Consider the following 19,838-nt stretch of genomic DNA (forward strand, 5'->3'; position numbering starts at 1 on the left):
AATCGCTTTCGCGCGCTATGGATCGCTGCATGGCGCAGCTTGCGGGTGTGCGCTGAATCTGAGGTCATGGCCCGTGGAGCCGAGCGCTCGGTTCCGGCCCCGAGCCGCCTTCCGGCTGGGGGAGATCGCCAGCCGCGTGGAGCGGCCGGAGGCGGCACGGTGCGATGTGGCCTCAGCGGTGGGCAGCCTCGTGCAGGTGCCTGCGGAGCCGTTCCCGTAGCTGCGCCAGCGGCGTGGCCGCGCCGAGCCGACGCAGGAAGTCGGTGGCATCCCAGGTGATCAGGCCGCCTTGGCGGGAGAGGTACAGGCCCACCTGGTCGATGCCGAACTGGTCGTCGTAGTCCAGCAGGAGATATCCGGCGAGCTGGTAAATCTCCTCGCGGCCCAGGCGGCGGGGGTCTTTGGTGGCTTTGCAGTCCAGCAGGAGGCCGCCGAGGATGTAGTCGGCGTCGGCGCCGCCGATGTCGCCGCTGCCGGCGAAGACCGGACCACACACGCGGGCCCTTTGTGGTAAGGCCCGGAAGGTGGCGAACGGGCCGTCGGCGAGCCGCGTCTGCTGGTCGATGTCGGTCACGACGTACTCGGGGACCGCCGCGGTGAGGTCGTCCAGGGTCGTGGCGGCGGTGGCCTGGGCGAGCATGCTGAAGCGGCGGATCTCACCGGTGCGGGCGACGTCCTCGAAGAAGCCGGCTACGAAGCACAGCCGGATGAGCGCGTTCTCGTCCAGGCTGCTGGGGTCGGCGAGGTAGGTGTCGATGATGGCCAGCAGTTCCCGGCCCGCTGTGTACAGGGCCTTGCAGGCCCCACGAGTCGGTGCGCCGCGTAGCGGTCCGGTGTCGTCAAGGAGCATGACACCGGCGACGACGGCCAGACCGAGCCGCCCGCCGAGGCTGAGGCGGAGGCGGTAGTCGATGGCGTGCCCGAGGGCCGACCAGTTCGGGTACTGCACGTCGATCGGCTGCACCGGGTGCGCCAGGCGAGCGATGCGCGTCTGGTAGTCGCGGACCAGGTTCTCGCTGTGGGGCAGGTGGGCGGCCATGAACTGCGAGATCGGTGAGGAGTCGTACTTCAGCTGCCCGGTCAGGCTCAGCTCGACCATCGGCCGCCCGGCCACCGTGCCGTCCCGGCCGACGTCGGCCATGGTCTTTTCGTATTCGTCGATCCAGGCGATGCCCTCGGTGTCCAGCAGATGGCGGGCGCGGGTGACCGCGACGTAGATCAGGCGGGCCTCGCTCGCGTTCAGCGCGCGCTGCAGACCGTGGTCGTCCACCGACGGGGCCATGAAGCCCTTTCCGATGCGTACCGACGGCCACTCCCGTCCCTTGGCCTTGTGCGCGGTGGAGACGGTTACCTGCGCCTTCTCCTCCGGGGAGAGGCGGTCTACCGCGGCGATGATCTGGTCGGGGCCGTAGGTGTCGACCAGCTGCACGATCGCTTTGAGGTCCTGGCCGGCCTTGTCCTGCTCGGCGTACTCCTGCACCTCACCCCAGGAGGAGAACAAGAACAGCTCCGGGTGGCTGGTGCGCTGGCCCGCTTTGAGCTCGAGTGCGGCCTTGGCGATGCGCTGCAGCGCGCTGCCCCCGCCGGTCAGCGCCACCGGGATGCCGAGCTCCAGGCAGGACAGGACTTCGCTCATCGCGTCCACGTTGCCCCGGCACAGCACCGCCTCGGGCTGCGCAACCTCGCCGACGCGGGAACCGGGGCCGTGGCCGGTCAGCTGCATCTCCGACTCGGTGTGCCCCAGCCACCGGTTGGCCACCTCGGCAATGGCCGGGCCGAAGCGGAAGGACTGGGTCAGGCGCAGCTGCTCGGCCGGGAAGCCGGTCATCACATCGCGCGCGTTGCGCCAGCCGTAGATCTGCTGGGCCGGATCCCCGACACACACCCGCTGCGCGTCCTGGGCGAGGAAGACCTCCTCCAGGACAGGGTTGGTGTCCTGGGCCTCGTCCAGCAGGACGAAGTCCGCCCCGAGCTGCGGGGAGGTCATCGCCCACAGCTTCATGTAGTGATCGTGCTCGAACCGCAGCCGGCCCGCGGACGAGCAGATGTCCTCCCACGCACGATGCGCGTAGGGCAGCAGGGTGCGGGCGAGGTAGTCCTGGCCAGGGCCGTCGAGGCCGTTGACCGGCTCCATGTGGCGGGCCATGACCTGTCGGTCGGTGGTGTAGCAGAACTTGCGGACCATGCCCATCACCAGACGCGCGGCGTGAGTGACCTTGATCTGGCGGGAGTTGACGTCAAGGTCGCGGGTGATGCCGAGCAGTCGGGCGGTGTGCTTGGCGGGTATCCTCGCCGAGGCATCCAGACGCTCACGGTAGTGGTGGCCGACAGCGCGGAAGGCCAGGGAGTGCGCGGTACGGCACTCCACGTTCGGCCCGAATCGCCCGCGGGCATCGTCGGCGATCGCCCGGTTGAACGCCACGTACAGCCCGCGTTCGCGGGTCGCGGCGCCCATCAGGATCAGCGTGGACGTCTTGCCCGTCCCGGCACCTGCGACCAAGGCCAGGTCCCGGCCGGAGGCGAACACCTCACGGGCAGCCTGCTGCTCCTTCGTCGGCTCCATGGCCATGAATTCCTCTCTGGGAAGCGCGGCTTCATGTACCGCAGCCCCAGAGGCTGGACCAGTTGATGACAAACCGTCAATACAGTCATACGTTCGGTAACCAGTTCTGGCCGAATCAAGGCGGAGCCTGCAAGGCAGCACCGCGGGCCTGTGTGCTGCCAGTTTCCCCCTCCCCCGTCCCCTGACGATGCACCCGCGTCGGCGCGATCGAGACAACGAACTTCCCTGATTCCGGCAGGAGTTGTCAGTACCGGTTTCTATGCTGCCGCAGGTTGGAGAACCGGTGGGCACGCTGATGCCCTGCCGCGTGCTCAGAAGGGAGGCGCGGGATGCCGACGTGTACCCGCCGAGCCAAGTCGACCCGGCGCTTATGCCGCCGGGAGGCCGCCGAGTGGCCCCGCTACGACGATCTCCCCTCCCCGGTGATGGCGTGCGCCAGCCACCTCACGCCAGCGGAATGCGCCGCCTGCCAGGAAGCCCGCGCCCGGGCGAACGCCGAGTACGCCGCCCGCCGGGCAGCGGAGGTGGCCGCACGCGAAGAGCAGGGCGAACAGGCGCAGCCGGCGGCGACCGTTGCGCACTACGTCCCGCGGCCGTGCACCGGCCAGTGCGTCTCCCAGGAACGCGCCAGGGGCCGCGACGCCTACAGCGCCTCCAGCCTGTGGGCGACCTGCGACGGTTACGTGTGCGTCGCCTGCGGCAAGGCCGAAGTCGACGGCATTCTTGACCTCTGCGGCCGGTGCGTGGAGGTCGAATCGGAGATCGACCAGGAGCCGGACGCGGTCTGGGACGATGAGATCGACACCGGGCCCAACCCGCGCATGCGGCTGAGCGCGATGGTGAACCAGCTCGTCGCGGCCACCGGCACCACACACCGCGACGTCAACGCCCGCATCAACCGCACCATCGGGGTACACACCCGCGTCGGAGCCAGCGAGCAAGTGATCCGCCGCGCCGCACGGGCCGCCCGCGACTGGCTCGACCAACTCCCCCAGAACCTTGAGACGGAAACCGCCGCCCCACCCGACATGCCCGATCCCGGCGGAAGGACAGTGCCCGACGAGCACGTCGAGCGCTCTGCACGGGTCGAACGCGACGGACCGTGGCTCGCGGACTGGCTGAGCGCCTGTATCCGTGTCCGTACCAGGCAAGCCGCACAGACCGATCCGCTTCACCGCAGCAGACGGCAGCACCAGCGATGACGGCTTGTGGACGGTGAACCAGGCCGCGGCGCGGCCCGCCGAGTACAGCGACCGCGCCAGTTTCCTCACCGACAGCAACCCTCGCTCGACGCTGAAAGAGGCAAGGGCCTCCCTGACCGGCGGATGGGAACCGGTCCCCCCGCAACGGACAGGGGCGGCACCGTACCTGTGAGGTTCCCGGTATCACGGCGGGTTCATCCGCCACCAGTTCGGCACGGGCTGCGCAGCACCGCCGCCCATGGCCGCCCTGGACAGCACCTCACCGCATGGCCCCGCCCCCTCACCACATGCAAGGAAAGACACATCATGCCGTTGATCAGCCCCGAATACGCCATCCAGCTGCTGAAGGAACTCACCGAAGGCTGCCCCGTCCCTGCAGCCCCTGCAGGGCTATCCCGCTACGCCTTCCAGACCAGTGACCACGTGCTCATCGGAGACGTCGCCGTCCGCGGCTACAAACACAAGAACCGGTGGCGGCTGGACGAACGGGATATCCGCAAGGCCGGCGGACGGCTGGCCTCGCTCGCGATCGACCTCGACGACCGGGTCGACGCACGTCCCACACCCGCCGACCTCGAGCGCACATGGCGCATACAGATCATGAACTGGTTCGCCCATGTCGCCTACGAGGACCAGACAGTCAACGGCTGCCACTGCGAAGGCCAACAGCCGTGCGACCGCACCCGACCCAACCAGCACGGACTGGGGTGCGGGGCAACCTGGGAACAGGTCGAAGCACGCTACGGCCAGCATGCCATCGCGTCCACCAGGCCCCTGCCACTGCTGACCTGGTCGGGCACGATCTGGACAGTCCCACGCGCCTACGCCGCCCTCCTCGACCGGGCGGACCAGATCGCCGCCCAGTCCACCAAACAGGCCGCCCGCTGCAGCCGGTGCGGCGCCACCGGAGACATCTGGGAGTGGCGCTCCTCCGGCACCGCCGGCTACACCACCCTGTGCCCCTCATGCACCAGCGCCGCTGCCCGCCCGTACAAAGGCCACCTGCGGGGCAGGCCGTACAAGTCGCTTCCGAAGAACTCACAACCTGACGCGTTCCTGTGCGTCTTGTGCCCCAGCCAGCGGCAAGCCATGTACTGGGATCACTGCCACGAGCACGGGTTCGTCCGCGGCCCGGTGTGCGCTAGCTGCAACACATTCGAAGGCGGCGGCTACCAATTCATCAACCGCCCGGGCGCAGTACAGCACCTCCTGAAATGCAACGGCTGCCGCCGCGGACGGACCGTGCCGCCACGACACCAACCCGACGTCCTACTCCGTACGTTCGTGTTCAACCCTCACGGCTCGTGCAGGGAGCAGCCCCGTTACCCGTTGGGGGCGGTGGAGGATGACCGGTCCGTCCGCTTCCGTCTCCAGTGCTGGCACCACACTCCCGCTCACCAATGGGAGCAGATCGTGCCAGCCTCGCTTGTCAGGCGCCTCGTACGGGAGTTCGTCGACAAGATCCTGACATCCGACGCCGATGCCCCTGACCAGGACTCCGCCTGACGTCCTGCCACGGCCGGTCTGCTCCCTGGTTCCTACGTTTCCCTTTACTCTCCCCCGGCCGGGCGTCTGCCCTGCGCCAGGGATCTCGGAGCGGGCCGGTGCCGCTTCCATGCCGGCCATGCGCAGCGCGTTCCGGGCCGGTCAGTCTCCCTGTGTGCCAGGGGGTCTGGCATGACGTCATCGCCCAACCCGGGGCTGTCGGCGGTCGTGTGCAGCAGCAAGCAGCAGCATCTCGGCGAGGGCGGCGGTGCCGCGTCGGGTCGTCCACGGCTTGGCCACGGTGAGGAACCTCGCCCAGTCGTCCAGGGACAGCGAGGTGCGGAACAGCCGCGCCCCGGCCCAACCTCGTGGCAATCGCCGCCCCGGAGGTCCGTACCGCAAGGGCCGCGGTTCCCGCGACCGCGAGCTCCATGCGGCCGGTGGCCACCAGGAGCCCGAACACGCCCCAGGTCGCGACCGTGCCCTCCAGGGCAACCAACGATCACAATCCGGCAAATAAGGTTTCCCGTTTCAGCTCCGGCAAGGGCTCGGGTTCAGACATGGTCCGCCTCGGTGCCTACAGCCATGACGGCAAGCGACCTAGCTGGCGACGTCACGGGGCTGTTCGTCGGAGGCGGAAGACGCTGTGTCGGCCCTCCGCATTCCATCGGGATGCTGGTCGATCCAGGCGAGACCGCCGATGTCGAGGCGACTGCGGGTTCTGGTTACGGCGACGTAGGCGAGGCGGGCTTCGGCATCGCCGATCGGGCGGGGAAGGGTACGTCCAGAGTCGTCCTGCTGTTCGCTGTCGGGTGGTGGTTGGAAGTCGTCGGCGATCCTCACGCTCGGCCATTCACGGCCTTTGGCCTTGTGCACCGTCGAGACGGTCACATGAGCGTAGGATTCGTCGGCGAGTTGGTCCACCGCAGCGAGGATAGCTTCGGCGCCATGGGTGTCGACGAGGTCGACGAACGGCTGGAGGTCGCGTCCGGCCGGGTCATGGGCGGCGTAGTCTTGGAGTTCGCCCCAGGTGGGAAAGAGCACGAGTTCGGGGTGGCTGGTACGGCGTCCTTCCTTGAGGTCGCGGGCGGCTTGAGCGAGTGCGCGCAGGCTGTCTCCTCCCCCGGCCAGTCCGACCTGACAACCGGCGGCCATCAGGGCCATGACCTGGGTGATCGCGCCGACGTTGGTGCGGCACAGCACGGCGTCCGGCTGGGTGACCGTTCCGAGTTCGGTGGGCACGGTCTCGCATCCGGTCAGGCGGATGGGGGCGTCGGCCAGGTGCAGCCAGCGGTTGGCTTCCTCGGCCAGGTGAGGGCCGAAGCGGAAAGACTGGGACAAGGTGAGCTGGGTGCCGTCGAAGCCGGTCATGATGTCTTTGGCGCCGCGCCAGTGGTAGATGGCCTGGGCGGAGTCGCCGACCATGACCAGCTGGGTGTGGTCGCGTTGGTTGAGGAAGATCTGTTCGACGACAGGGTTGGTGTCCTGGGCTTCGTCCAGGAGCAGGAAGTCCGCTTCGATTCTCGGCTGGGCCAGGGCCCAGATCTTCAGGTAGTGGTCGTGGTCGAAGCGGACTACCCCGTCGTCGGGGTTTTGCAGGTCCGTCCATGCCTTGCGGGCAAAGGGCACGATGTGGGCGGCGAGCTGGGCGTGCAGGTCTTTGTCTTCCAGTCCGCGCAGGTGCGGTACGTGGTGGCGGGTGATTGCCGCATCGGCGGTGTAACAGAACTGGTTCACGGTGCGCAGGACGGCGTTGGACAGGGTGCGTTGGAAGATGTCTCGGTCGCCGATGCGGATGGCTTGGGTGATGCCAAGGGCCTGGCCGGTCTGCCAGGCCGGACGGCGCGGTGCGTTCAGTCGGGGAGCGTAGCGGTGACCGACGGCTGCGAAGGCGAGTGCGTGGGCGGTTTTGCACTGGACGCTGCGCGGGAAGCGGGCGGTCGCGTCGCGGGCGATGGCACGGTTGTAGGCGAGGTAGCGACCGCGCCGTTTGGTGCCGTGGGCGAGCAGGGCCAGGGTCGTGGTTTTACCGGTTCCCGCACCGGCCTGCAGGGCGAGGTGGTCGCCGGCGTGGAAGGCGTCGGCTGCCGCCGTCTGTTCGTCGGTCGGCTTCATGGCGTGGGTCCTTCAGGGAGACGGGTGAGCGCATGCCCGACTGCGGAGAGCAGGTGCGCGGGTGTGGTGTGGGCGAGCAGGTGGCGTACGGCGCGGTCGAGGCGGTCGACCTCCTGCTCGGCTTGTTCGGCCAGGGCGCGGTGGAGGGCCAGATGCAGGAAGCGTTCGAGGCTCTGGCCCGCGCGGCGGGCGCGGGTCGTGAGGGCGGTATGGGTGGCTGGCGGGAAGGCCACGTTGAGCAGGACCTGGCCGCTCACGTCCGGGTAGTGGGTAGTGATGACATCGATGGGCAGCCGGGTGCCGAGACGATGGCGCAGGCGGTGCACGGCTCGGTCGGGGGTTTTGGCTGCCACGAGGGTCATCAGGCGGGTGGCATCGCTGTTGGCCGCAAGTGGCCAGGCGCAGGCGGCCTGGCGGATTTCGGTGGTCTTCAGCGACCGGGTCAGCGTGATCTCCAGAGCGTGGTGGTTCCGCATCGTCACCTGCGCCTGGGTGTGCGGGCCGAGGTGTGGGGCAGGCGGGTGCAGATGTGCGGCGCATGCAGGAGAGGGTCGAAGGGCTCCCACTCGGCCGCCGACAGGTCGGCGGCCTGTGAGGCCGCTGCATGGAGGGGGCATCGCTGAGCTCGCCAGCGCAGCTGCTCCTGGTAGGGGAGGTGGTTGAGGTTGTAGACGGCCATCTCTGCCGCGGGAAGGGTGAGTTGTCCGTGCAGCGGTGTGGTGGACACGAGTGTCCAGATGCCTGTCGGTGAGTCGGGGGCGAGGACAGGGTGGGTGCAGCGGTTGCGTAGGCGGGTCTGAGCGACACATTGGATGTCGTCGAGGGGCCGCTGGGCGAGGTACCGGCAGCAGAGAAGCTGCACCACGGGGCGTGCTGGCCTGCATGGGCCATGGGGTGAGGGTGTGGGGTGGGTGGGTTGTGCGGTGAAGGCGCCGGTATCGAGCAGGCGCCGGGTGCGAAGTGCCAGGCGGCGGCGCAGTTCGGCGAGCTGGGGGGTGAGGGGTCCGCTGGCGGGCTGGGTGGGACAGAGGGGGGTGTGGGGGATGCGGCACCAGGGTGTGCCGTCGTGTGCAGGGTGGGCGATGCCGGAGCTGACATGCCAGCGGTGCGGGGCGGCGACGGCGCCCGCGGGCACCTCGTGTGGGTGGAGGCTGATGAGTTCCTGGTTGGTGCGCGTGTGCCAGTCGATGCGGTTGCCGCAATCGCGGCAACGGCTGGGCTGGGCGGAGCACAGGAGCCGACTAGGACTGTCCGCGGCAACGCGCAGGGCGCGCATCCGGTGATGCGGGCGGACTGGGCTGCCGTCCCATCGGCGGCCGGATGAAGCAGTGGTGGAGCACATGAGCGTGAAGGTGACAGGCGGCACGCCGGGAAAACGGCGCCAACGCCGCCGCGGTCCCGCGTACGGGCCAATCGTCACGTAACTGCATTCGATATTAGGTACGCACGTTCGCAGCTGGTTACCGGATCGGGTGATCTGCTGAAGCCGGGCCGTGGGGGCTATTCGGCGATGGCGTCCGGGGGCTCGTGCCCCTTGCAGAGGGCGCCGAAGAGGTGGTCGACGGGGACGCCGAGGGCGTGTGCGAGGGCATGCCAGGTCTTGAGGGTGCCGATGGTGCGGCCCTGCTCGATCTCGATGAGGGTGCGTCTGGCCAGGCCACTGCGGCGGGCGAGTTCGTCGTAGGACCATCCGTGCTCGCCCCGCAGCCGTCCCAGCTCCAAGCGCAGGGCGGTGAGGTTCGGGTCGGGCGGGAAGATCGTCACCCCACCATCCGACGGTGCAGAACCCTGCCCTGTCAGTGCAGACCTCTGCCCTATTTCCGCAGGTGACGGCCGCACGAGGGAGGGCAGAGGTCTGCACTACCGTTCCGCCATCCCCTCCCCCACTGGCGTCGCGACCAGGACGACCGACGCGGATGAGACAGAAAGGCGTGCGTCCATGCGGCTGTGCGCGACCGGACGACCCGTGCGGCGCATCTGGACCGTCGAGCTGCGACCCCAGCCCGGCGGCCCTGTCATGGTCTGCCCGCACTGTCCGCCGGTCAGCAGGTCACTGCGTCCGGAGACAGCAGCGGCGCGCCCCGCTGTGGTCGCGCATCTGGCCGGCCACGCCCACCGTGATGCCCTCCCGGTACACCTGCGGACCTGCCAGTGCCACGAACGCGGCTGCCCATGGCACCCGCGACATCGCGGCTGCTCGGGACCGATCGCACTAGTACTGGCCCGGGAGAGCGGCGGGCGCCTGTGGCGGCTGGCCGACGCCTGCACCGCCTGTGCACGAGCCACCGCACACAGCGCCATCGTCCCCGAGACCACCTGCGTCACACCCGCCAAGCTCTCCCTTCCGCCGAGCCGGGCACAAAGACGGCGGCAGGTCCGGCGTCCGCAGGTGGAGGTCCGGGTCCGGGAGATGCTCAGCTACCTGGCAGCTGCCCTTCCCGCCGAGGTCGGCGCCGCTGCGCGGCTGCTGGCTCTGCAGTGCGCGCTGCGGGCAACCGCCTCCGGCCGGCTCCGGATGCCGGCAGGGCTCCTCCGAGGCATGCGTATGGGCCAGTGTTCATCTCCATGGCAAGAGCTGGAGCAATCCGGCTGGCTCACGCGCCTGTCCACGAACTCGCCCCGGGCAAGACAGTGCGGGGTCGCGGTGCAGGTGCTCGACGCTGCTGTTCTGGCACAGGCCCCCGGGCGCCGGAACCGTGCCCATGCCGCCGACAGAGCCCTGCGCCTGACATCCTGCCCGGCGCTGCGCAGCCTGCCGGCCTCAAACCAGCTGACCGGCCTGGCGCTGGCTACCCACCTCTCCCCCGGCCCACTGAACGGCATCATCGAGGCGGACCGGCTCGCGCGCGTGTGCGCAGCAGCACCTGGCGCCTTAACCGCCACCCTCGACTGCCTGGTTGCCGCCCGGGTAGCGGACTGGTGGTCGTACGACCAGGGATCCGACGACATCACCTGGGCCCTGGGGCCAGCGCTGGCCACACAGTACGCGAGCATGGTTGCCGGGCATGGACCTTCGTCCGGGTGACGTTCTCGCAACGTGGGCGTGAGCGGACGAACCGTACGCCGACATGTGCGACTCGTTCCATGCGGCGCAGAATTATCCGTGGCTGCGGACCAGCCTTTTCAGCGTTCGTTTCGTGCAGGTACGCCAGTGCCACCAGGGCGCGCTGCGACGGCAGTAGCTTGCACCTGCGGTCACCCTGCCGGGTGAACGATCAGCATCGTGACCCACTCCTCCGGCACATCTGCGGCAGGATAGAAGGATCAACATATCTACTAGGTTGGAGAGTTGAGGCTTCGTCACCTCCCTCAACAGCCCACGTCTCCACCCGTAGCTTGCCATCAGCCGTCAGATCGGTGGCCATGCCGAAAAGGCTTACTGGTCAATGAGATGTGCCGGCCAGGCTGCCCTCGCGTCCGAAGGAGCATCTGCCCTGACCGCCGAACCCGCCCCGCTGCCGAGATTGCTGGCCCGTGCCCGGCAAGGCATCTTTCCCTCCCGCAAGGCTCCTGCCAGCACCCCCGTCCAGGCACGGCAGGTGCGCGATCGCACTTACATCGGCAGCACCCCCACGATGGCAGCAGCCTACGGCGTCGCCCCGGGGACCGTAGCGCGCTGGATCAACGGGACTCATCGTCCCGCTGCCCACACCGCCCGGCTGCTCCGTGAAGCCATCGAGGCCCAGACAACTCCCCGCGGAAGAGAACGCCGCGCCCGGCAATTCGAAAGGGAAGGCCCTATCTCGAGAGTCGCCGTACGTGTAAGCCGGGCCCGTTCCTTCGCAATCCGGGGATCCGATGCCATCCGCTGCCGGGACATCTATCTCCGACTGACGTGCGAACAGGCCGCCGCTCTAGCTCGCGCCACCACAGACGACGCAGTCCGTCAAACCATCGGCGAAGCACTAGCTACCTATTTCAACGGTGGCGCGCGCTACGGAGGCTTCGCAAGCGATGACTTCTCCTTCGATGCGGTCGACTTCCACCTCGGCTAACGGAAGCCAGACACATCTGCGCGGAACAACGCAAACAGCGCGGCCTCACCTCGATCAACTCTCTGCGGCCAAGCGCTACCCGAGGAGTCCCATGCTCAACCATCAAAAGACGTAATAAGCATGGGCACCGGGCCACCGCCATGATGGCCAAGCACACTCCCGAACACCACCCCGGCCACGACGGTAATCGTTCCTGCCTCGGTCATGGGCCTCATCACATCGACCGGACTTGCTGCCACCTCGCGAGCAGCGCCCATCCACAAGCGGACCGGGGCACGGTTGCTCTCATGAATCGAACCGATGCCCAAGAAGCTGCCCCCACCTGCGAGCTGCACAACCACCTCTCGCACCTCGAGCAAGAGACCTGCAGTCGGCAGATGCCGCGCACCCCTAAACAGCAGATGACCTTTCTGATCACGCGCTACCAGGGCAACACCGCAGTCCTCGCCGCAAGCCTCGGTGTCAGCCGCCGCACAGTGACGCGGTACGCCAAGGGCAGCCTCCTGCCGCCCCGCCGGGCCTTGCGGGAGCAGCTACGCGCAATGGTGCTCGATGCGCTGTGTCCTATCCGGGTTCGGGAGGCCGCCGTACGAGAGGCGCGATGGAAAGCTCGGCGTCGTCGTCGGGGTGTCCAAGAAGAGCTGTAGCCCCATTCATCAGTCAGCTGGAGTTGAAGGGTTTCTGACCGATACCGGAGCCAAAGAGGAAGCGCACATCGGGCAATTCAGCCATGCACGCCCTGCGTGACGGAGGCACCCGACGCGAGACTGAATGAGCCGGAGCTGAACACCCGACCTCAGCCCACAGCTCGATGGTCGACTACTACGGCTCCCGTACCCGTCGACTGCAAGCGCGAACTCGCCCAGCTCGACAGCTCTCACCGGTCTTGGGCGAGTTTGTACAGCTCAGCGAAGACCCCGCCGAGATCCAAAAGCGTCTGGAAGTCGCCCTCTTCGCGCACCCGGCCGCCATCGAGGACCATGATGCGGTCGGCGATGCGAGCGTTCTCCAAGTTGTGGGTGACGAAGATGGCGGCCTTGCCTGCGGCGAGTTCCTTGAACCGGCTGATCACGAGGTGCTCGGCGCGCGGGTCCATCGCGGAGGTGGGCTCGTCAAGCATCAGCATGGCGGCGTCGCGGTAGAAGGCTCGGGCGACCGCGATCCTCTGCCACTGCCCGCCGGACAGATCGGTACCACCCCAGTTCGAGCTGGCGACCAGGGTGTCCAGGCCGTACGGGGCCTTCGCGATGACGCTGTCCGCGCCGGCCGCGCGCGCCGCCTGAAGGAGGAGCACGTCGTCTTCGGTGCGGGGCTGGCCGAGGTGGATGTTGGAGCGCAGGTCCATGGGCCAGCGGGTGTAGTCCTGCGGAACCAGGCCGACCCGCGCCCACACGCTGTGCGGGTCGGCCTCGGCGAGATCGACCCCGTCCCAGGTCACCGAGCCGCTGGAGGCTACCCGTAGCCCGGTGAGCAGAGCAGACAGGGTGGTCTTGCCGCTGCCGTTCTCGCCGACCAGCGCGATCAACTCGCCCTGGCGCAGGGTGAGGCTGACACCGTCGACAGCCGGGGCCTTGGCGCCGGGGTAGGTATACGTGACGTTCTCAGCGCGGATCTCGGCAGGCGCCGCGGCCGGGAGCGTCTTCGTTCCGCGCACGGCGCGCAGGGCCTTCGCCCGGCGTAGGAACGCCTGCCAGTCCTCCAGGTACAGCGACGTACGGAACAGCCTCGCGGCGACCATGACCAGGGACGTCAGGGCGCCGGTGGAGGTGCGGACAGCGATGACGGCGGTCGCGGCGACGGCGAGCTCCATCCGCCCTGTCGTGGCGAGCCACCCGAGCGCGGCCCAGGTCGCGGCGAGCATCAGCCCGCTGAAGGCCGCGCCGAGCAGCGTGACGCGCAGAACGCGCGGCGCCGCCGCGCGGTGGGTGGCCTTGATCCGGTCGGTGATCTGCCGGTACCAGCTGGCCAGGAAGCCGGACATGGTGGTCGCACGGACCTCGGCGGCGGTGCGGCGGTCGGTGGAGTAGTACCGCAGCAGGTAGCGCAAGTGGTTGTCCGAGATGTTCTGGTAGTCGGCGCGGTGCTGAATCCTCGCGGTGGTGATGGCCGCCGCCCCCTTGGGCACCACGGCCAGCAGGAGCAGCGGCAGCAGCAACGGGTGAAGCGCCGTCAGCACTCCGGCCGCCGCGATGAGCTGGGCGAGCGCGGAGACGAGGGCCTGGGCGTCGCCGATGAGGTTCTCGGTCGCCTCGGCGCCCTTGCCGGCCGCCTGGAGCCGGTCGGTGAAGCCCGGCCGGTCGTACGCCTCCAGCTCCACTTCCGGCGTCGCGGCCAGAATCTGGAGGTCCGCCTCGGTGGCGACCTCTGGCGCGAGCCGGGCGGAGGCGTACACGGCGAGCGCATCCGCCCCGGCCCGTACCCCGGTGGCGACGGCGACCACGATCAGCGACCCGGTGGCAGCGGCCACGCGGTCGGCGACCTTGCCGCCGGCGAAGAGGTGGTTCATCGCACCGGGCAAGGCGCCGAGCGCGACCGCCGAGGAGACGGCGACCACCAACTGGCACAGACCGAGCCACAGCATCGCTGGGCGGTCGGCAGCCCAGCCCAGTCGTGCGGCAGCGGTGAGCGTACGTGGGAGCCGGGCAGCCATCTGCCACCAGGAGGCGTTCGCGATGTCCTCGAAACGCGGGTCGCTCTGGTAGCCGACCTGCTGCGGGGAACCGGAGGTTTCCGGGGCGGGTGAGGACTGCGTCACCCGCCCCATCCTGGTGCGTCAGCCGGGGCGGGCGGGGCCGATTAAGCCGAAGTCGCCCGCGTGGTGGACCGGTGTCTACAGGGTCCGCAGGGCCAGTTCGATGGCGGTGACGAGGAAGAGGCCCATCCGGTACGGCGCCGCCTCGGTCGGGCTCAGCGCGGCCCGCTCGACCGTCTCGGCGAACAAGGCAGCGTGCAGGTATCCCTGCTCGACCAGGTGCAGGTCCTTGCCCCAGCCGCGCAACAGACCCGTGGCGTACTTGTGCACGGCCGTCTCCATGAGATGGCCGAAGTTCTCCCGGAGCACGGGGTGGACCACCTCGTCGGGCAGGCCGCGGGCGGCGAAGCGTTCGGTCAGCAGCCGCTTGTCCCGCTTCCACTCCAGCGGCAGGCGCTGGCCGAAGCGGACCAGTTCGTGGTCGGTGAACGGGGCCACGGTCCACAGGCCGCGCCGCGCGAGGAGCGGGGTGGCAACCTCCAGGGCGACCAGCGCGGTCTCCGGGGCCACCGTGACCGGGGAGATCCCGGTGTTCACCTCGCCGAGCAGGTCGTGCACCCGCTCGCCGCACCAGGCCGGCGCGGTCGGGGTGCGTCCGGGCCCGCCCTCAGGGCGCCGTACGCGGGCGACTTCGTCGCCGCCGAACCCGGTCACCACCGTGGTGATACCGCGCGCCATCAGGGCCTGGGCGAGCGCGTCGGCGGCCTCCAGGTGCGGCTCGTCCAGCGGGCTGATCGCCTCGGGATGTGCGCGGCGCAGGCTGCCCGGGACCAGCGGCGGGTGGTCCGCGGCCGACACCGTGATGTCCGGGGCGAAGCCGGTGTGCTCGATCACCATGCGGCGCCGCGCTGCCTGCTGGGGTCCGGCCTCGCCGCCGATCAGCAGCGCACAGGGCGTGACCTGGCCGGGATGGGCCAGGCCGAGGGAGATGGCGAGGTTGGTGGAGTCCTTCCCACCGGATAACTGCGCCGCTGTCTGGCCCGGGGTGACGGGGCGCTGGGCGTAGATGTGGTCGACGAGCGCCTCGAAGGAATCCACCAGGGCGGGCCCGCCGGTGCCGTCGGACAGCTCGGAGGGCCGGGCGTGCTCGGCCGCGGCCGGGTAGACCATGCGCAGGCCCTCGGCGTCCGCGCAGGCGGACGACCGCTCGGAGAGCCGCTTGATGGTGGTGAACAGGGTGTCGTGTCCGTACCGGGGGTGGCCGGTCAGCAGCCGCATCACTTCCTTCTCGTCGAGCTTGTCAGGCGCCTGGTGGGCGCGGAGGTCCATCAGCTGCCACGACCCGGTCAACGTGCCGTTGTCGTGCGCGAGGTAGAGCGGGCACACCCCACCGAGCCCGGTCTGAAGCCGCAGTCCATCCAGGGCCGCCTCGATCCACACGGACTGAAGCGGCCAGGTGCGGCACTCCTCGACCGCGCGGGCGTACACGGCGGCGTCGACCCGCATCGGCGCTGTGGAGCGCAGGAGCGAGGCGCGGCCGGCGGCCCGCTCGCGCACCACCATCAGCGTGTGGGTGCCGTCGGTGACCGCCCGTGCCTCCAGGGCGGGGTTGGCCAGCGGGCGGATGCGGTCCTGGCCCCGTGCCCAGCAGCCTTCTGCCTGCTCGCACCACTGCCACGGCCCCGAGGCTGTGCGCAGGTCGACCGATAACGTCAACATCCTGAACTCCCTTCCCGGCGGTGGACATGCGACGGGGCCCGCGCGGCGCTGAGCCAGGCGCGGGCCCCGGTAGGGCTGGTTGTGCTGGACGGACGACGGTGCCAGGGCCGGCTAGTCCTCGAACCGGCCCTGGTCGGAGATGTCCGCCGCCTTCTCCTCGAAGCGCGCGGCGTCGCTCGGCACGGCGACCACCGCCGGCCCGGCGAACACGGACTCCCACGGACGCGTCTGGTCCTTCATCGCGAATCCCTTCTTCTCGGCGAGCCCGTTGACGGAATGTCATCGGGCTTCGTCAATCAGTGAACCGAGCAAGGGCGTTGGCGGGTACTGTGACGGGCGCGCGGAGCCGTATATCGGGTATACGAGGGGCGGCACCCCATGACCCAGCGCACTGCGAACCACCAGCTCAAGAAGCTGATCGACGAGTCTGGGCTGCCGTACGAGGGCATCGCCCGCGCTGTACGCGCCGTGGCGTCAGAGAGCGGGCAGCGGCTGGGGACGAACAAGTCGGCGGTCCACCACTGGATTCTGGGCGCCGAACCGTCCGGGGCGACTCCGGGGTACCTGGCCGAGGCGCTCTCCCGGCGCCTCGGCCGCCGGATCACCCGCGAAGACCTCGGACTTGGTTCCCCGGTCGGCGGCGAAGATGAAAACATCGGGCTGACGCTGGACTTCGATCCCATCGAGACGCTGACCGCCATCGGGGAGGCCGATGTGAACCGCCGCCGCTTCCTGGCCACCTCCGCCTACTCCATGGCCGCCGCGATGCTTCCGCTGGAGACGGTCCAGGAAGCCGCCGCCCGAACTCGCACCATCCGCAGCGGGGCCGTCGCCGGGCACGCCGATGTCACCGCAGTGCGCGACATGGTGAAGCTCTTCATGGACATGGACGAACGCCACGGCGGACAGCACGGTCGCTCCGCGTTCGTGCAGTACCTGGTCACCGACGTCGCCTCCCTGTGCCGGGGCCGATTCGCCAGCGACGAGGCTCGCGCCGAGGCGCTCTCCGTCGCCTCAGCCGGCGCGCACCTGGCCGGCTGGAAAGCGTACGACTCCGGGGAACAGGGGCTGGCTCAGCGGTACTACTTGCAGTCCCTCGCGCTCGCGCGGGCCTCCAATATCCCCGGCCAGGACGGCTTCGTGATGCGCACGATGTCGCAGCAGGGCATGAAGCTGCACCGCCCCGAGCACTGCCTCGCCCTGGCCGAAACCGGATGGGACCGCGCCAAGGGCCGAGTCGATGGGCAGGTGGAGGCGCTGTTCGCCATCACCCACGCGCACGCGCTCGCCAAGACGGGCCAGACCCGGCGTGCCCTCGCGGACATCGACCGTGCCCAGGCCGCGCTCGCTACCGGGGACGAGGTGCCGTTCTGGGCGCTGGTGTGGGGGCCGCCTGCGGCCACCGTCCATTCCCGTACGGCGAAGGTGTTCGAGACGCTCGGCGACCGCCGCAACGCGGCCCGCCAGTACGCGACGGCAGCGGCCAGCCGTCCGGGCACGACGTATGCGCGGATCATCGCCCTCGACCTGGTCGCGCAAGCCGAGCAACAGGCCAAGCAGGGCAGCATCGAGCAGGCGTGTACCACCTGGGACCGCGCGATCGACACCATGGCCGGGGTGAAGTCCGCTCGCACCCTCAAGGCTATCCGCTCTTTGCGCTCCGACCTGCGACCGTACCGGGTCCGCGGCGTGCGGTGCGCCGCCGAACTCGACGAGCGCGCCCGCGTCTTCCTCGCCCACCAGTGCTGACCGGCAGGGAAAGCCCGCGTTGGTCAACCTCTGCAGCCGCTGACAACAACCCCGCCTCGACGAATGGAACCGGCAGTGACCGATACCTGGAACGGTGAACCGCTGGCAGACGCCAAGAGCGTGAACAAGGACATCCACTACCGGATCCACGACGCCGACACCGGAGCGCTGCTGGGCTTCGGCACAGGCCGCGGTGGCGCGCTGGGAACCGTGGTGGCTCACTGCCGGAGTGTGGAAGACGCCCACCCGGGCCGCCACCTGGTCATCCGCGCCTACGACGGTCCGGCAGGGGCGTCCTTCGACCGCCCCACCGGACCGTAACGCCTCACGCGTTGACCACTCGCCGGGGAGTACGGGCATCACTGAGCCCCGAGCCCGGCGGGTCTACCGCTGGCCGTCGTGACACGAGAGTGGTGCGGCGGTTCAGGTAGTCATGAGTCGGTGGTAGTCCTCGACCTGCTGGGTCAGGTCGCCTTCGGGGATTCCGGTCCAGGCGCTCATCTGGGTGTAGGACAGGCCGCTTCTGAGTCCGACCAGCGTGAACTCGTACAGGGCCTGGTGGATCCGTGCCACGGCGTTGCCGAGGGAGGCCATGCCGAGCTCGACGCCGTCGGCGGCCGGCAGCGTCCCTTCGATCTTCAGCTCCGTCAGGTCGCGCACCGCGCTGGCGATCAGGTAGGTGACGAAGCTCGGCATGTCGGAGGGGACGCCTGCCGCCCAGGCCCGCTCGTGTGGATCCGGTGAGGTGCCGGCAGCGTGCTGGGAGCGGCGACCGGTGATGTACTCCCACACCCACCGGTAGGAGACCGGAAGCCTGCTGGTGCGAAGACTCAGCTCCTCATACAGCTCGAAGGCCGAGCGGTGTTCGGCAGGTGCCTTGGCCTGGTCTTCGTCCAGCAGCGCGTCCAGAAGCTGACGGGTCTCGTCCAGTTTCTCCTCGTCGGCCGTGAGCTCAAGCGGCAGCGGCAGCACGGTCGAGATCGCCTCCATGACCGTCTGGCGGGACACGCCGTGCCGGGCGGCCAGGGATCTCGGCAACCTCTCGCCGGCACGGTGGTCACGGCGGATCGCTTCGAACAGTTCTGTCCCTGGCTCGGCCATCGTCTACTCCCGTGTGTATGCAGGCTGGTTGGGTTCATGCGCGCTTCATGCTGCCCGGCCGGGTGCTGGCGTGCCGCCCGCGCTGCGACGAGCGGCGGCTGGCCGCCTGGAACGCGAGGTGGTCACGGCAGAGTGCCGCTTCGGGCCTGGTGCCTGGTGTTCGTGCACGCTGCAGACGTGGGCCGCTTCTGTCACGGCCGCCTGGTCCCAAGGGCTCAGCCGCAGCGGGCGGGCGCTGTCCGCGTGCCCGTCCAGCTGCTCGAAGCGGCGGGCTGCCTCGAGCAAGTCCGCTGCCCAGGACGGTGTCCCAAGTTCCCGGCCACGGTTCGTCCGGGCCGACGCCGCTGCCCTTGCGGTAAATACCTGCTGCAGTTGCGCGGCTGAGCAGCCGGTGAAGATGCGCACTGCCAGCGCCGCAGCGTGGACAGGATGAGCAATACGCGCATGGAGCCGGTGCGCGAGGAGCGCGGTGGGCTCGCCGGGCTCGGGCGGGAAGCGGCCAGCAGCAGGCAGCGGGAGCACCGTACGGCCCAGGCGACGGGCTGCCGCCTCGATCACGCCGCGGCCGTGCGCACGGCGTGTGGGCAGCAGGAAGCACGGCTCGCCCTCGTGGGGCGGGAACTGTCCATCCGTCTCCCACCACGCGAATCGGCCTGTGGGCGGCGGTGGAGTAGGAGCGCCCACAGCGCGGCGGGCCGCGGCCAGGGTGTGCCCCTCTTCGTGTGGGAGGGCGGTAAGGGCGGCGGCCAGGACGGGCGGGAGGGGGCCGTGGCACAGCAGGGTCAGGCGGATTTTGGTGAGTTCCCGCAGGGCGAAGAGGTACTCGAAGTGCCGTGAGCTGATGCGATGGGCCCGGGTGACGATGACATGACCGATGCGCAGCGCGAAGATCCAGGCGGCGACCACCCGCCAGGCGGTCTCGGTGTTGCCGGTCCAGTAGGTGCCTTCCTCGCTCCCGGCCACCGGGAGGTGCTTGCCCAGGCTGCGCAGCAGGTCGTGGGCCAGGGAAGCGGAAGCGCTCGCCACTGGGGTGGGATGGACGGTGATACGGCCCAGCGCAGGGATGTGGGCAGCCAGCGCGACGGCCATGAAAGCGCAGTCGTCGTCGGGGTCGTGCACCACGGTGAGCGGGGGCAGGCCGGGGCTGATGTGGCCGGGTGACCATGTGGGCCTCCACGGGCCGGTGGTCTCAGGCACGGCGGCCGGGCGCGGCAGCG

Annotated in this window: 16 protein-coding genes and 2 pseudogenes; 6 read left to right on the forward strand and 12 right to left on the reverse strand. The window is 69.4% G+C overall.

Features of this window, described 5'->3' with window-relative positions; genetic code table 11:
- Positions 1-172 precede the first annotated feature (172 nt).
- The gene (locus tag ACGF4C_RS24000) at positions 173-2,563 is read right to left on the reverse strand and encodes a UvrD-helicase domain-containing protein (RefSeq protein WP_393568869.1); all 2,391 of its coding nucleotides are present in this window, start codon (positions 2,561-2,563) and stop codon (positions 173-175) included.
- Positions 2,564-2,988: 425 nt separating this feature from the next.
- Between ACGF4C_RS24000 and ACGF4C_RS24005 the strand changes: the two genes are divergently transcribed.
- Entirely contained in the window at positions 2,989-3,765 is a 777-nt protein-coding gene (locus tag ACGF4C_RS24005) for a hypothetical protein (protein WP_393568870.1), read from the forward strand.
- A gap of 306 nt (positions 3,766-4,071) precedes the next feature.
- A complete protein-coding gene (locus ACGF4C_RS24010; RefSeq protein ID WP_393568871.1) occupies positions 4,072-5,271 on the forward strand; it encodes an endonuclease domain-containing protein in 1,200 nt (399 codons plus the stop codon).
- 579 nt (positions 5,272-5,850) lie between these two features.
- Here the strand turns inward: ACGF4C_RS24010 and ACGF4C_RS24015 are convergent.
- From ACGF4C_RS24015 to ACGF4C_RS24035, 5 genes and pseudogenes are all read right to left on the reverse strand, one after another.
- On the reverse strand, positions 5,851-7,365 hold the full coding sequence (locus tag ACGF4C_RS24015; protein WP_393568872.1) for a UvrD-helicase domain-containing protein: 1,515 nt from the start codon (positions 7,363-7,365) through the stop codon (positions 5,851-5,853).
- Positions 7,362-7,841: a hypothetical protein gene (locus tag ACGF4C_RS24020; RefSeq protein WP_393568980.1), complete on the reverse strand. Its 480-nt coding sequence runs from the start codon at positions 7,839-7,841 to the stop codon at positions 7,362-7,364. Before ACGF4C_RS24020 ends, ACGF4C_RS24015 begins: the two co-directional genes overlap by 4 nt.
- 2 nt (positions 7,842-7,843) lie before the next feature.
- Complete coding sequence (locus ACGF4C_RS24025) at positions 7,844-8,092, reverse strand: hypothetical protein (RefSeq protein WP_393568983.1); 249 nt, start codon at positions 8,090-8,092, stop codon at positions 7,844-7,846.
- Positions 8,093-8,314: 222 nt separating this feature from the next.
- Positions 8,315-8,707 (reverse strand): annotated as a pseudogene (locus ACGF4C_RS24030) (DUF6083 domain-containing protein); the annotation flags it as partial.
- Positions 8,708-8,865: 158 nt separating this feature from the next.
- The gene (locus ACGF4C_RS24035; protein ID WP_393568873.1) at positions 8,866-9,129 is read right to left on the reverse strand and encodes a helix-turn-helix transcriptional regulator; all 264 of its coding nucleotides are present in this window, start codon (positions 9,127-9,129) and stop codon (positions 8,866-8,868) included.
- A gap of 646 nt (positions 9,130-9,775) precedes the next feature.
- On the opposite strand from ACGF4C_RS24035, the gene ACGF4C_RS24040 reads away from it, so the two are divergent.
- The gene (locus ACGF4C_RS24040; protein WP_393568984.1) at positions 9,776-10,390 is read left to right on the forward strand and encodes a hypothetical protein; all 615 of its coding nucleotides are present in this window, start codon (positions 9,776-9,778) and stop codon (positions 10,388-10,390) included.
- A 91-nt stretch (positions 10,391-10,481) separates the two neighbouring features.
- Here ACGF4C_RS24040 and ACGF4C_RS24045 read toward each other — a convergent pair.
- A pseudogene (locus ACGF4C_RS24045) lies at positions 10,482-10,587 on the reverse strand (IS5/IS1182 family transposase); the annotation flags it as partial.
- A 1,060-nt stretch (positions 10,588-11,647) separates the two neighbouring features.
- Between ACGF4C_RS24045 and ACGF4C_RS24050 the strand changes: the two are divergent.
- Positions 11,648-12,007 (forward strand): hypothetical protein, encoded by a 360-nt coding sequence (locus ACGF4C_RS24050; protein ID WP_393568874.1) that lies wholly within the window; start codon positions 11,648-11,650, stop codon positions 12,005-12,007.
- A gap of 230 nt (positions 12,008-12,237) precedes the next feature.
- Here the strand turns inward: ACGF4C_RS24050 and ACGF4C_RS24055 are convergent, their stop codons facing one another.
- The 3 genes from ACGF4C_RS24055 to ACGF4C_RS24065 form a co-directional block, all read right to left on the reverse strand.
- Entirely contained in the window at positions 12,238-14,115 is a 1,878-nt protein-coding gene (locus ACGF4C_RS24055; RefSeq protein WP_393568875.1) for an ABC transporter ATP-binding protein, read from the reverse strand.
- Between the two features lie 75 nt (positions 14,116-14,190).
- Entirely contained in the window at positions 14,191-15,771 is a 1,581-nt protein-coding gene (locus ACGF4C_RS24060; RefSeq protein WP_393568876.1) for an asparagine synthase-related protein, read from the reverse strand.
- Positions 15,772-15,882: 111 nt separating this feature from the next.
- Positions 15,883-16,011: a hypothetical protein gene (locus ACGF4C_RS24065; protein ID WP_393568877.1), complete on the reverse strand. Its 129-nt coding sequence runs from the start codon at positions 16,009-16,011 to the stop codon at positions 15,883-15,885.
- A gap of 138 nt (positions 16,012-16,149) precedes the next feature.
- On the opposite strand from ACGF4C_RS24065, the gene ACGF4C_RS24070 reads away from it, so the two are divergent.
- Both ACGF4C_RS24070 and ACGF4C_RS24075 read left to right on the forward strand, forming a co-directional pair.
- A complete protein-coding gene (locus ACGF4C_RS24070) occupies positions 16,150-17,520 on the forward strand; it encodes a hypothetical protein (RefSeq protein WP_393568878.1) in 1,371 nt (456 codons plus the stop codon).
- Positions 17,521-17,595: 75 nt separating this feature from the next.
- Entirely contained in the window at positions 17,596-17,841 is a 246-nt protein-coding gene (locus tag ACGF4C_RS24075; RefSeq protein ID WP_393568879.1) for a hypothetical protein, read from the forward strand.
- A 102-nt stretch (positions 17,842-17,943) separates the two neighbouring features.
- Here the strand turns inward: ACGF4C_RS24075 and ACGF4C_RS24080 are convergent, their stop codons facing one another.
- Complete coding sequence (locus ACGF4C_RS24080) at positions 17,944-18,621, reverse strand: hypothetical protein (protein ID WP_393568880.1); 678 nt, start codon at positions 18,619-18,621, stop codon at positions 17,944-17,946.
- A 45-nt stretch (positions 18,622-18,666) separates the two neighbouring features.
- Complete coding sequence (locus ACGF4C_RS24085) at positions 18,667-19,818, reverse strand: hypothetical protein (RefSeq protein WP_393568881.1); 1,152 nt, start codon at positions 19,816-19,818, stop codon at positions 18,667-18,669.
- Positions 19,819-19,838: the final 20 nt, after the last annotated feature.

Source organism: Streptomyces sp. NPDC048197 (assembly GCF_043202395.1).
In the GTDB taxonomy this organism is placed as follows: Bacteria; Actinomycetota; Actinomycetes; order Streptomycetales; family Streptomycetaceae; genus Streptomyces; species Streptomyces siderophoricus.